At 38.3% G+C, this 12,192-nt stretch carries 11 protein-coding genes, 8 tRNA genes and 1 rRNA gene; 18 read left to right on the top strand and 2 right to left on the bottom strand.

Going from position 1 to position 12,192, the window contains the following annotated elements; translation table 11 throughout:
- Positions 1-92 precede the first annotated feature (92 nt).
- The 4 genes from rrf to GMJ66_RS17555 all read left to right on the top strand — a co-directional run bounded on the left by rrf (position 93) and on the right by GMJ66_RS17555 (position 1,022).
- Positions 93-207, top strand: a 5S ribosomal RNA gene (gene rrf / locus GMJ66_RS17570).
- Positions 208-227: 20 nt separating this feature from the next.
- Positions 228-302, top strand: a tRNA-Asn gene (locus tag GMJ66_RS17565).
- A 7-nt stretch (positions 303-309) separates the two neighbouring features.
- Positions 310-382 (top strand) — tRNA-Thr (locus tag GMJ66_RS17560).
- A gap of 373 nt (positions 383-755) precedes the next feature.
- A complete protein-coding gene (locus GMJ66_RS17555; protein WP_156291620.1) occupies positions 756-1,022 on the top strand; it encodes a hypothetical protein in 267 nt (88 codons plus the stop codon).
- Between the two features lie 140 nt (positions 1,023-1,162).
- Here GMJ66_RS17555 and fabI read toward each other — a convergent pair whose 3' ends face one another.
- Entirely contained in the window at positions 1,163-1,939 is a 777-nt protein-coding gene (fabI, locus tag GMJ66_RS17550) for an enoyl-ACP reductase FabI (protein ID WP_156291619.1), read from the bottom strand.
- A 782-nt stretch (positions 1,940-2,721) separates the two neighbouring features.
- Between fabI and GMJ66_RS17545 the strand changes: the two genes are divergently transcribed.
- From GMJ66_RS17545 to GMJ66_RS17500, 10 genes are all read left to right on the top strand, one after another.
- Positions 2,722-2,796, top strand: a tRNA-Glu gene (locus GMJ66_RS17545).
- Positions 2,797-2,803: 7 nt separating this feature from the next.
- Positions 2,804-2,879, top strand: a tRNA-Val gene (locus tag GMJ66_RS17540).
- Position 2,880: 1 nt separating this feature from the next.
- A tRNA-Thr gene (locus GMJ66_RS17535) sits at positions 2,881-2,953 on the top strand.
- A 53-nt stretch (positions 2,954-3,006) separates the two neighbouring features.
- A tRNA-Tyr gene (locus tag GMJ66_RS17530) sits at positions 3,007-3,091 on the top strand.
- Positions 3,092-3,101: 10 nt separating this feature from the next.
- Positions 3,102-3,176, top strand: a tRNA-Gln gene (locus GMJ66_RS17525).
- Between the two features lie 165 nt (positions 3,177-3,341).
- Positions 3,342-3,417, top strand: a tRNA-Lys gene (locus GMJ66_RS17520).
- A 246-nt stretch (positions 3,418-3,663) separates the two neighbouring features.
- Positions 3,664-4,953 carry a hydroxymethylglutaryl-CoA reductase, degradative gene (locus tag GMJ66_RS17515; RefSeq protein ID WP_156291618.1) on the top strand — a complete coding sequence of 430 codons (1,290 nt, stop codon included), beginning with the start codon at positions 3,664-3,666 and terminating at the stop codon, positions 4,951-4,953.
- Positions 4,950-5,912, top strand: coding sequence for a mevalonate kinase (gene mvk / locus GMJ66_RS17510; RefSeq protein ID WP_156291617.1), 963 nt, complete (start codon positions 4,950-4,952; stop codon positions 5,910-5,912). The genes GMJ66_RS17515 and mvk overlap by 4 nt, the downstream gene beginning before the upstream one ends.
- Before the next feature lie 22 nt (positions 5,913-5,934).
- The gene (gene mvaD, locus GMJ66_RS17505) at positions 5,935-6,912 is read left to right on the top strand and encodes a diphosphomevalonate decarboxylase (protein WP_156291616.1); all 978 of its coding nucleotides are present in this window, start codon (positions 5,935-5,937) and stop codon (positions 6,910-6,912) included.
- A 13-nt stretch (positions 6,913-6,925) separates the two neighbouring features.
- Positions 6,926-8,029 (top strand): phosphomevalonate kinase, encoded by a 1,104-nt coding sequence (locus GMJ66_RS17500; protein WP_156291615.1) that lies wholly within the window; start codon positions 6,926-6,928, stop codon positions 8,027-8,029.
- 287 nt (positions 8,030-8,316) lie between these two features.
- Here the strand turns inward: GMJ66_RS17500 and GMJ66_RS17495 are convergent, their stop codons facing one another.
- Positions 8,317-8,466: an aspartyl-phosphate phosphatase Spo0E family protein gene (locus tag GMJ66_RS17495; RefSeq protein ID WP_156291614.1), complete on the bottom strand. Its 150-nt coding sequence runs from the start codon at positions 8,464-8,466 to the stop codon at positions 8,317-8,319.
- 226 nt (positions 8,467-8,692) lie between these two features.
- Here GMJ66_RS17495 and sigW point away from each other — a divergent pair, with 226 nt between their 5' ends.
- From sigW to GMJ66_RS17475, 4 genes are all read left to right on the top strand, one after another.
- Positions 8,693-9,256, top strand: a complete 564-nt coding sequence (gene sigW, locus GMJ66_RS17490) for an RNA polymerase sigma factor SigW (protein ID WP_156291613.1) — start codon at positions 8,693-8,695, stop codon at positions 9,254-9,256.
- Between the two features lie 15 nt (positions 9,257-9,271).
- Entirely contained in the window at positions 9,272-9,910 is a 639-nt protein-coding gene (locus tag GMJ66_RS17485; RefSeq protein ID WP_156291612.1) for a zf-HC2 domain-containing protein, read from the top strand.
- A gap of 202 nt (positions 9,911-10,112) precedes the next feature.
- Positions 10,113-10,934, top strand: a complete 822-nt coding sequence (gene cdaA / locus GMJ66_RS17480) for a diadenylate cyclase CdaA (protein ID WP_156291611.1) — start codon at positions 10,113-10,115, stop codon at positions 10,932-10,934.
- Positions 10,927-12,156 carry a CdaR family protein gene (locus GMJ66_RS17475; protein WP_156291610.1) on the top strand — a complete coding sequence of 410 codons (1,230 nt, stop codon included), beginning with the start codon at positions 10,927-10,929 and terminating at the stop codon, positions 12,154-12,156. The genes cdaA and GMJ66_RS17475 overlap by 8 nt, the downstream gene beginning before the upstream one ends.
- The last annotated feature ends 36 nt before the right edge of the window (positions 12,157-12,192 follow it).

Below are 12,192 nucleotides of genomic sequence, written 5' to 3'. Positions count from 1 at the left end.
AAAGATGTCTTGATTTTCTCTTATTTAGTTTTTAGGGTATAAAACCTTAATTTTTGTATATAATAAATATTGTCTACATTTGTAAATAATTGTCTGGTGACGATGGCGGAGAGGTCACACCTGTTCCCATGCCGAACACAGAAGTTAAGCTCTCCAGCGCCGATGGTAGTTGGGGGTTCCCCCTGCGAGAGTAGGACGTTGCCAGGCACACTATATAATATTATTATTCCACAGTAGCTCAGTGGTAGAGCAATCGGCTGTTAACCGATCGGTCGTAGGTTCGAATCCTACCTGTGGAGCCATTTTTATGCTTCCATAGCTCAGCAGGTAGAGCACTTCCATGGTAAGGAAGGGGTCAGCGGTTCAAGTCCGCTTGGAAGCTCTCGATGAAACGCTTGTCCCATTTGGGATGGAGCGTTTTTTTGTATTTATAATGATTTTAAAAAGAGATAATTTGTTCCCCAATTGGTGTCCAAATTGAAATTTATTTAATGGAAAGTTATAAAGTAGAATTACTGCCAGCAGCTGAACGCATTATTACATCGTTAAAACAACTTGCGAATTTCCCTTATGCTGGTGCGAAATTAATAGAAGATTCATTAAGTCATTATAGTTTCGAATGATTATTTCAGAACCTTATATAGCTTTTTATCGAGTTATTCAAAAATACTGTATTTATTTATCGAATATTACATGGAGCAAGAGATTACATTCAAATATTAAAAAACGGTATATTTATTAAGACATAGGAAAAGATGTTATTCTATTTATTTGCGACCTTTCTAAATATGGCCATTGTTCCCTCACCCCAATTATTAGATAGAATTTTACCTACAAGTCTTATTGTTTCATTAATTTTATTACACAATAGGATTAATGTTAATAACCAAGGCGGTTTCGTTTATTTCAAAAAACTCGATCCATTCGGTGTAGGATTGACTCCGATTTTTGATGAAGAAGCTATGTTTATAGAAATTCTGGAAGTTGGTGGAGACTCTAGCTGGTCCAGTTCCAAGCAATAAGGGGAAAACTATAGAAGTATTAACACCAGATTGTTGTTAATTTGTATTATATCTACAGTGTGGAATCTATCTTGTTTTGTTTAAATTCAAAAAAATACATCGGCTTCGTTATAGAATAACGAAGCCGAATGTATGCTAGGTTAACCGCCAACAATATGGAAACCTGAATCAACGTGTAGAACTTCTCCGGTTACACCTCTGGATAGGTCACTAATGAAGAATAATGTGGCGTCTCCAACTTGGTCTTGATCAATACTTCGTCGTAAAGGTGCTTTTTCCTCTATAACATTAGCTTTTTCGTTAAAGCCTGATACTCCTTTGGCTGAGAGTGTGCGGATAGGACCTGCTGATACCGCATTGACACGGATGCCATATTTACCAACGTCTTCTGCTAAATAACGTACACTAGCCTCCAAAGAAGCTTTAGCAACACCCATGACATTATAGTTCGGTATTACTCGCTCCGATCCTATATAAGTTTGAGTAACAATGCTTCCTCCCTCAGTCATTAATTCTTTTGCAGCTCTTGTAACAGCCACTAAAGAATACGCACTAATTTCTTGTGCTACTAAAAATCCTTCACGTGATGTATCTGCATATTCTCCTTGTAGTTCCTCACGCTTAGCAAAAGCAACTGAGTGAATGACTCCGTGAATGACCCCAACTTCTTCTTTAATCTTTTGAAAAGCTTCTTGAATGCTTTCATCGCTTGAGACGTCACATGAGACAATTAGTTTAGGATCTATTTCATTATTCTCAAGTAATTTAACTAATTTTTTATAGGAACGTTCTTGTCTGTTGGTAAAGATTAAGTTTGCTCCAGCATTATGTAAAGACTTTGTAATTCCCCAAGCAATGCTTCTTTCATTTGCAACACCCATAACTACAATATTTTTTCCATCTAATAAACCTGTCATATTTACCTCCAAAAAATAATTGTTTTGTATATTATAACCTAATAAGGTAGTAGAAATAAAATATTTCATTGGAATGAGTTATTATTACTTGGTACTAATGTATGTAGAACATAGTATGCTTATAGTGTGTGTCAAAAAGGAGGTAAGAAAATCGCAAGCGCCCGTTTAGCGACGTACCGACTGCGCCTGGCCATGTCAGGTGGTTCGGTGTTGCCGCGCAAAGCGGCGGTTTTAACCGAACAGTCCCCGTAGGAGATAAAGGAAACACGACGAACGGAGTGAGTCGATGTTGACTTTCACCGCAAGGGTATAAGTGCGACTAAGCCTCTGGTTTCACCAATCGGCAAGTCTTCTTTATCGTACGGAGGTGAGGGAAGTCCGCTAGTCGCTGGGCGATAGAGCTAGACATCAAAGCGTAAATATATACTTTCTTATCTTTATAAAAAGGACCGAGAAATTCGAGGCAGTGAAGCGTTGATCACTGGAGTGTACATTAAAAGGTACATGAGCGGAAAAGCGAACCAACGAAAAAATTCGATGCGTTATTTTTACCGGACTTTTTGAACAACCTCTTACTAACTTTTTTTCTGGAAAATTAGACGATTTAGTGCTTTTGGTTATATAAACCCTTGATACAACAGTGTTTTGGAAGCAGACTAATTTTTTTAATGAAAATATAAATTTACCCTTTACAAAGTGTCGAGAACTAGGTATAATAAAATTCGTCAGTTTGAAACAGGGATACAAAAAAATGTAGTATTTTGTCTTATTTTATGAAATCTGGCCCGTTGGTCAAGTGGTTAAGACACCGCCCTTTCACGGCGGTAACACGGGTTCGAATCCCGTACGGGTCACCAATTATCTGGAGGATTAGCTCAGCTGGGAGAGCACCTGCCTTACAAGCAGGGGGTCACAGGTTCGAGCCCTGTATCCTCCACCATGCCGGCCTAGCTCAATTGGTAGAGCAACTGACTTGTAATCAGTAGGTTGGGGGTTCAAGTCCTCTGGCCGGCATCCTATTTTTTAAAATCAAAATGTATAAATTTAAATATTATGGTAAACAATACGGAGGGGTAGCGAAGTGGCTAAACGCGGCGGACTGTAAATCCGCTCCCTCTGGGTTCGGCAGTTCGAATCTGCCCCCCTCCACCATTGTGATTATTGGGCCATAGCCAAGCGGTAAGGCATCGGGTTTTGATCCCGTGTACCCCAGGTTCGAATCCTGGTGGCCCAGCCATTTTTTTTTTGCTTTTTTTGAAAAAGACATTGGTTTACCCGTTCTTGCATGTGTAAACTTTACCTAATAAACCGCAAAAACCACAACCATTAAATTTTGGAAAATGCAAGGGACGACAACATGTATACTGCTTATAATAACAGCAGGGTGTAACATAAGTAAAAGGAGCCATTAGCTCAGTCGGTAGAGCATCTGACTTTTAATCAGAGGGTCGAAGGTTCGAATCCTTCATGGCTCACCATTAACTCTAAATAATAATAACTGATAACCTATTTAATAAACAAGGTCGTTAATCAAAACGCCTTGTTTATTTGCATTTTATGATGTTTTTTTACATAATGGATAGAGATGTTTTAATTTAGCAAATGACTATAAATTATTGTATGATATAAAGACATTCTGATAATGAAAATGATGATAACATGTTATAATAAGAACAGAATTTATGTAACGTTATATGCAGTTTATACAAAAAGGATGATACAGTATGGAGACCTCCAGAATTCCTGGATTCTATAATATGACTGTTGACGAACGGATTGAAATGTTGAAAAAGTTACATGATTTTTCCGATGAGGATATAGATAACATCCATAAGAAAGCACCGTTAACAACAGACACTGCGGATAAAATGATTGAAAATGTAATTGGAACTTTTGAACTTCCATTAGGTTTAGGATTAAACTTTCTAATAAACGGGAAAGATTATGTAGTCCCAATGGTAATTGAAGAAGCGTCTGTAGTAGCTTCAGCAAGTCATATTGCCAGAATTGTGAGGAAATCTGGAGGATTCACTACAGAGGCCGCAGAACGTTTGATGATTGGCCAAGTTCAAGTAGTTGGATGTTCAGATTTTCCAGCTGCAAAAGAAGCAATCCTTCAAAATAAAGAAGTTTTATTAGAAGCTGCGAATAATGCATATCCAAGTATTGTTGCCCGGGGTGGAGGGGCAGAGGATTTAGATGTTCGAATTTTAAACGAAGACTCCAACTCTGCCTACAGTCAAATGCTTGTTATTCATGTATACATTAATACATGTGATGCGATGGGTGCCAATATTATTAATACAATGGTTGAATCACTGGCACCAATTATAGAGGAAATGACCAGAGGTAAGGTATATTTGCGGATTTTATCGAACTATGCAGATAAATGTATTGCTAAAGCAAGCTGTGTAATTCCTCCAGAGTTATTGCAAACGGGGGAATACTCCGGGGAAGAAGTGCGGGATGGAGTCATTCATGCATATGAATTTGCCGCATCCGACCTTTATCGCGCTGTGACCCATAATAAAGGAATTATGAATGGTATTGATCCTGTCGTTATTGCGACCGGTAATGACTGGAGAGCCGTAGAAGCAGGTGCACATGCTTATGCTTCCCGTAACGGAACGTATAGTTCAATGACAGTCTGGTCTAAAGATGAATATGGTAATCTAGTTGGAGAATTGGAACTACCAATATCTGTTGGGATTGTTGGTGGAGCAACACGTGTTCATCCGCTGGCTAAATTTGCAATGAACATACTACAAGTAAAATCGGCAAAAGAGTTAGCACAAGTCATCGTTGCAGTAGGTCTGGCTCAGAATCTTGGAGCACTTAAGGCTTTAGCAACTGATGGAATTCAAAAAGGACATATGGCACTACACTCTCGCTCTGTTGCCGTTGCGGCAGGAGCTACAGGGGAGATGATCGATATTATTGCCCGAGAACTAATCAAAGAAAAACAAATCCGTGTAGGAAAAGCTAAAGAATTGGTGGAACAATATACAAAATGAGTGCAGAAGAAGTAACAACCACAGAAAAAACAGCTATTGGTATAGCTCATAGTAAATTAATATTAATAGGGGAGCATGCGGTTGTACACGGACAGCCAGCTATTGCTATACCCTTTCCTTTGATCGGTGTGGAGACGGTTATTGAACAAGTGCCTGGTATTATAAAAATTGATAGTGCCTTTTACCATGGTACGATGGATGATGCACCAGAATCATTATATGGAATAGTTAGGTGTATTAATGGCACGTTAGATTATCTGGAGATGCCTAAGGAAGATTTGCTCATTCGGATCAGCTCATCGATTCCACCTGGAAAAGGACTCGGATCCAGTGCATCGGTTGCTATTTCTGTTATTCGTTCTTTATTTGCTTTTGCCAATCGAACGTATTCGGAACAAGAGTTATTAGATTTAGCAAATATTGCAGAAACGTTTGCACATGGACAGCCAAGTGGTATTGATACGTTAACTATTACATCTAATTCGCCGGTATGGTATGAAAGGGATCTTCCAATTAAATACCTGGATCTTAAAGAAGATTATTATTTCGTGGTTGCGGATTCTGGCAGAGTCGGAGATACTCGTATGTCGGTAGAGTCCGTTGCTCGTTTATTAAAATCTACTCCCAAAAAGATACAGCGAAAATTAGAACGTATAGGGGAGTTAACCCACCAGGCGAAACATGCTTTAGAGAAGGCTGGGAAACACTTCTTAGGTCATTTGCTTGACGAAGCACAAAGGGAGCTTGAAACCTTGGGGGTTAGTGATACAGGTTTAAATAAGTTAATTTATTTTGCGAGACAAGAAGGAGCATTAGGAGCAAAATTAACCGGTGGTGGGAATGGTGGCTGTATTATTGCCCTAGCGCAAAATGAAGTCCATTCTCGTCAGTTAGCTGAGAAACTAAGGAAATACGGTGCGCATGCTGTGTGGCCGTTTGTATTAAAGAAACAGGATTAATGGATAAAAAAGGAGATAAACTATGAAGGCTACAGCGAAGGCTCATACAAATATTGCATTAATTAAATATTGGGGAAAGCGTAATGAGGATATTATCCTTCCTACCAATAGCAGCCTTTCTCTAACATTGGATGGCTTTTATACAACAACTACTGTAGCCTTTCATGACGATTTATCTAGAGATGTATTTACCCTTAATGACCAAATTATAGAGGGAGAATCGTATAATCGGGTCACGAAATTTCTTGATTTAATACGAAATCAATCTGAAAAAAAACATTTATTTGCAGAAGTACACTCTATTAATACAGTACCGACTGCAGCAGGATTTGCATCATCTGCTTCCGGTTTTGCTGCGCTTGCTGCTGCCAGCACACGTGCAATTGGTTTCAATGTAAATGATGAAGAACTCTCCAGATTGACCCGACAAGGATCAGGTTCTGCTTGCCGCTCGATTTACGGTGGATTTGTTGAATGGGAAATGGGTTCACGGGAAGACGGATTAGATTCACATGCCATTCAAATAGCATCTGAAAAACATTGGGATGTACGAGTTGCGGCAGTTGTCCTCTCTTCTACGGAGAAAAAGGTCTCGAGCAGAGCAGGAATGAAAAGAACGGTGGAAACCTCTCCATTCTACACAGGCTGGTTGGATAGTATTCCCTATGATATGAAGGAAATCAAAGCAGCTATTCGTGAAAAGGATTTTGAAAAGACTGGCTCCATTGCAGAGGCTAATTGCTTAAAGATGCATGCAACAACGTTAGGTGCAAACCCACCATTTACATACTGGCATGACACGACGATGCGTGTGATGCAAACCGTACAGGAAATGCGGGAAAATGGGATACCAGCGTATTTTACCATCGATGCAGGGCCAAATGTAAAAGTACTGTATTTACCAGAGAACGAAGATAAAGTGAAAAAAGTATTAGAAGATATACCTGGAGTAAGCGATGTGACGTTAAGTAAACCAGGACCTGGAGTAACCTACCTTTAGGGGATGAATTGTATTGTCAAATAATTTGAAAACAATAAAAACACCTGGAAAATTAATGATTGCCGGAGAGTTTGCGGTGTTACAGCCTTATCATCAGCTAGCTGTACTAGCTGTGGATAGGTTTGTTTATGCTACCATTAAAACATCAGCAGAAAACCTATTATCTTTATCTGATTTTGAACTTGAGAACCTTGTGTTTACAGTCGATAAGCAGAAAATAGAAATACATACCGATGATTCACGAGTACAGTTTGTAGGTGATGCAATGACTATAGCTTGTACCTATCTACAGGAACAAAATGTTTTGATTACGCCATTTCATTTATTCATTCGAAGTGAACTCGATGATAAATCTGGTGTAAAATATGGGTTAGGTTCAAGTGCAGCTGTTGTAACCTCTGTGATTACTGCAATCTTAAAAACATTTCTTCCATATGAGCCTTCAAAGGATACCATCTTTAAATTAGCAGCCATATCTCATGTGTTTACACAGGGAAATGGATCTGGTGCCGACGTTGCGGCATCTACCTATGGCGGCCTACTTAATTATTCATCTTTCCAAGCTGAGTGGTTATTACGTGAATACAAACAATCTACTTCCGTTACGGCTATGTTGGAGAGGAAATGGACCTACTATTCAGTGAGAACTTTGGAACTACCGGAAGACGTTTATTTTTGTGTAGGATGGACAGGAAAAGCAGCATCCACAGCAAAGTTAGTCGATGAAATTTTACAATTAAAACAGAGTAATTCAGTGCAGTTTGAAAACTTCCTTTCCAATAGCAAAAAGGCTGTCGATAAATTTTTTAAGGGAATGAAAGAATCGAATATTCCCTTACTGCTGGAAGGCGTAAAAGAAAACAGACGCGCTTTGGCTGAAGTAGGGAATCATGCTAATGCTCCAATTGAGACACCATTACTATCAAAGCTTTGTGACCTGGCGGAACAACTTGGGGGAGCAGGGAAGCCTTCTGGTGCAGGTGGTGGTGATTGTGGAATTGCTTTTATGCCTTCAAGGGAAAAGGCAGAGCAACTATTCGAAGCCTGGGAAAAGGCTGGAATAAAACCGCTAGCCATTACACCTAATCTTCATGGTTCGATTGAAATAGAAGAGTGATTTGAGAAAATCTCGCATTCATTTTTAGTGAATGGGAGCTTTTCTTATGGTAAGTTAAGATTTTCGCTAGTTTCCGGTTAAAAGAAAAAATCCGAACTAATTCAAATTCTTACTGAAGAAGTTGAATCATAGTTCGGATTTTTCTTTAACTAAAACACGTTTGTTTGTAGAGAGGAGAGAAAATTCCTTCCTGTCTTAGCTTTTATATATTATTAATACTGGAAAAGGTCAAATGAGTGAATCTATCTTCCTTATCGCCGTTAGTAAGTTCTTGGTGTTGGATTATATTATATATATTTCTGATACTGATTAATTAATTCATCTAGTTTCATACTAGAAGAGATTACAGCTTCAGAAGTCAAATCATGATTATCACTTAATAGGATCATTTCTTCACGACATTCTTCAATTTTTTCTAATAAAACAGATTTAGTCACCAAAACTTACCCCCTATCTAGTATACTATAATAAGAAAATACCCAAAAAAATGCAACAATAAACTTTTGATATTTTTGTGACTTTTTTCCGAAATACGTTTAACAAGATCTTTTATAGGGTATATAGAGGTTTGCATTATAAAATATAAAATCTTTTTATTAATAATGAAACCTTATTATGTACCCATTCGTAATATAAATACCGCAAATAGGCGGAGGTACGTAAATGGAGCAAATAATAAGAGAGAAAATCAAACAAGTTAAAAAAGGGGACCAAGCAGCATATAGTGAAATTGTTGATTTCTATCAGCATAGAATCTTTCAGCATTGCTATCGAATGCTTGGAAATATACACGAGGCGGAGGATATTGCCCAGGAAGCATTTATTCGTGCTTATGTAAATATGGATTCCTTTGATGAAAGTAAAAAGTTCTCAACATGGTTATACCGTATTGCAACAAATCTAACCATTGATCGTATTAGAAAGCGGAAACCAGACTACTTTCTCGATGCAGAAATCAAAGGTTCTGAGGGGTTAAATATGTATTCTCAACTTTCCTCCAGTGAACCACTTCCAAGTGAGGAAGTAGAGAGTATAGAATTACAGCGTTATATCCATAAAGAAATCTCAGAACTTCCACCAAAATACCGCAGTATTATGATTCTGCGTTATTTAGAAGAATTTTCCCTCCAGGAGATTAGCGGCATCTTAGATATTCCATTAGGAACAGTAAAAACGAGGATACATCGAGGAAGGGAAGCTTTACGTAAAAGGCTTCGTCACGTGTGAAGGAGTGTGATCCACTTGATTGCCCATAAAGAAGAAATTGAATTAATGCATAAATATTTAGATGGAGACCTGCGAGAAGAAGAAGAGGAAGAGTTACGGAAACATCTCGAGTTCTGTGAGGAATGTCAAAATCATTTTCATGAATTAAAGCGAACCATTACCTTGATTCAGAGTTCAGAAAGTGTTCGGGCACCTTCTGATTTTACAAACCATGTCATGAGCAGATTACCTAAAGAAAAGAATGGAATGAAATATAAACGTTGGTTTAAAAGGCACCCCATCGTTACAGCCGCGGCAATCTTTTTTATTTTTATGTTAAGTGGTATGTTTACTCAGTGGAATCAAGACGGTGAATTAGTTGTATCTAAGCAGGAAAACCTGATTGTTCAGGGCGATACCGTTATTGTGCCAGAAGGGGTAGTCGTTGATGATAATCTAGTTGTTAAAAATGGCAATTTAATTGTCAAAGGGACGATAGATGGGGATGTAACCATCATAAATGGTAAACTCATTGAAGAGGAAGCCGTCAGTGGGGAGAGTTTAATGGCATCTGTAGGTGAAATTAACGGAGAAATTAATTCTGTTGATCGTATGTTTGAATGGTTATGGTATCAAGCTAAAACCTTATTCGAAAAAGTCTTTTCCTTAGAATAGGTAGTATGAGAAGGCGATTTCCTGTTCGCTTTTAAATACATAAAAGACGAGTGGAATGATGGGTGAATAATATGATATAAAATTCAAGCAAGCTCGTGCGCATTCGCTTTATCTCTACTAATGTATTTATGTTATAATTAGACTCATACTATATAAATAAAACTTCTTATTTAAATTTTCTCGGTAAAAAGGATGTGTGAGCATGCTTGATGGGGGATTAGATCTTTTTGATCTACTTAGAATAGGCGTAGATATTGCTCTCGTCTGGTATGTATTATATAAATTGATGATGCTGATACGAGGTACGAAGGCAATTCAGCTTTTAAAGGGGATCGCCGTTGTATTACTTGTATGGGCTATTAGTAATGTTTTTAATTTGCAAACATTACAATGGTTGACGAATCAAGCTCTAATTTGGGGATTTTTGGCCATCATTATCCTCTTCCAGCCTGAGTTAAGAAGGGCACTGGAGCAATTAGGGAGAGGTAATCTTTTTTCTCGAAGTTCCAAGGCGGAAGAAGAGATTGTTGGGAGAAATATTGAAGCAATTATACAATCCTGTAATTACATGGCAAAGAGGCGCATAGGAGCTTTAATTACCATTGAGGGGGAAACCGGAATTGGAGAGTATATGGAAACAGGGATAGGCGTAGATGGCGACCTTACTCATCAGTTATTAACCAATATCTTTACTCCAAATACACCACTTCATGATGGTGCGGTGATTATAAAGGATGGAAAAATCATGTCTGCAGCTTGTTACCTTCCTTTATCAGAAAGTCCGTTTATTTCAAAGGAATTAGGAACGAGACACCGTGCTGCAATGGGAATAAGTGAGGTAACTGATGCTTTAACCATTGTTGTCTCCGAAGAAACAGGCTCTATTTCCTGTACCAAAAACGGGGAATTACATAGAGACATCAATGAGGAAATACTGCGTAACATGCTTAACGCCCATTTATCTTTAGTGGAAGAAGCCTCTAGCAGGAAGCCGTGGAAACGGAGGGAAAATGCAAATGGATAATTGGTTTAAGAGTAAATGGTTTGTCCGTTTTGTTTCATTGGCCTTCGCTGTGATTTTGTATATTTTTGTAGGAACAACAGTTAATTCCCCACAATCCGATGCATCAAATTCCGGAAGAAACTCAGAAACGCAGACATTGGATGATGTACCTGTGGAAATAAGAATGGATAATGAAAATTACGTTGTAAGTGGTATTCCGGATTACGTGACCGTATCACTGGAAGGAGCGCCAAATTATTTAAGGCCAATTGTACTTCAACGTAATTTTGACGTATATGTTGACCTGGAAGGATTAGAAGAAGGAGAGCACACAGTCGAAATTGAACATAATGTTTCGAATCAATTAAAGGTATATATTGAACCAAAAACAATAGATATTTATATTGAAGAAAGGGCAAGCGAACAATTTAGTGTATCTGTAGACTTTATCAATCAGGATAAGTTACCTGGTGGCTTTGAAATTGGGAATTATGATATTAACCCATCGGAAGTTACCGTAACCAGCTCGCGCAGTGTCATAGACCGTATTGGTGTGGTAAAAGTATTTGTCGATGTTGCTGGATTGGATGAATCCATTAGAAACAAGGAAGTACCTGTGAATGTGTACGATAGTCAAGGGAATGAGTTGGATGCTAACGTAACACCTGAAAAAGTAGAAGTTTCTGCTGAAATTAATAACCCAAGCAAAACAGTTGATGTGGAAGTTCAAGCGACTGGTGAACTTCCAGATGATTATTCATTATTATCGATGACAGCTAATGTAGAGGAAGTGGAAGTTTTTGCAACTAGTGATATACTAGCAGGGATTACTTCTGTTTCTACTGAACCAATTGATTTATCTCAAATTACGGAGACGGGGGTTATGGAGGTAGGTCTTTCACTGCCAGAAGGTGTAAATGTTCCAGAAGTGGAAACAATTGAAGTATCACTGGAAATTGAATTAACGCATACGATAGAGGATATTCCAATTGAGGTGGAAGGTTTGGCAGATGGACAAACCGTAACATTTATACAACCCGAAGAAGAAACGATGGATGTAACAATAGTTGGAAATGAAGCTGAGGTTGGAGATATTACTCCAGATGATATACGGTTGTATGTTAATGGTGCAAATTTAGAGGCCGGTCGACATAGCTTGCCGGTGGAAATAGAGATGGAGAACCAATCAGAAGATATTTCTATTTCTACTGAAATAGAAGAAGTAACCATTGACATTGAATAACAATAGATTGGTTTTACATAGGCTCTCACTTATAAA

The sequence above is a fragment of the Oceanobacillus salinisoli genome (assembly GCF_009733865.1).
GTDB classification, from domain to species: Bacteria; Bacillota; Bacilli; order Bacillales; family Amphibacillaceae; genus Oceanobacillus; species Oceanobacillus salinisoli.
The sequence above is the reverse complement of the archived record's forward strand: the minus strand, read 5'-3'. Positions and strand labels throughout refer to the sequence as shown.

What these genes read in the sequence shown, in the direction of transcription:
- GMJ66_RS17555 (WP_156291620.1), top strand. Translation starts at nt 756, where the DNA reads ATGTTATTCTATTTATTTGCGACCTTTCTAAATATGGCCATTGTTCCC.
- fabI (WP_156291619.1), bottom strand. Translation starts at nt 1,939, where the DNA reads ATGACAGGTTTATTAGATGGAAAAAATATTGTAGTTATGGGTGTTGCA.
- GMJ66_RS17515 (WP_156291618.1), top strand. Translation starts at nt 3,664, where the DNA reads ATGGAGACCTCCAGAATTCCTGGATTCTATAATATGACTGTTGACGAA.
- mvk (WP_156291617.1), top strand. Translation starts at nt 4,950, where the DNA reads ATGAGTGCAGAAGAAGTAACAACCACAGAAAAAACAGCTATTGGTATA.
- mvaD (WP_156291616.1), top strand. Translation starts at nt 5,935, where the DNA reads ATGAAGGCTACAGCGAAGGCTCATACAAATATTGCATTAATTAAATAT.
- sigW (WP_156291613.1), top strand. Translation starts at nt 8,693, where the DNA reads ATGGAGCAAATAATAAGAGAGAAAATCAAACAAGTTAAAAAAGGGGAC.
- cdaA (WP_156291611.1), top strand. Translation starts at nt 10,113, where the DNA reads ATGCTTGATGGGGGATTAGATCTTTTTGATCTACTTAGAATAGGCGTA.
- GMJ66_RS17475 (WP_156291610.1), top strand. Translation starts at nt 10,927, where the DNA reads ATGGATAATTGGTTTAAGAGTAAATGGTTTGTCCGTTTTGTTTCATTG.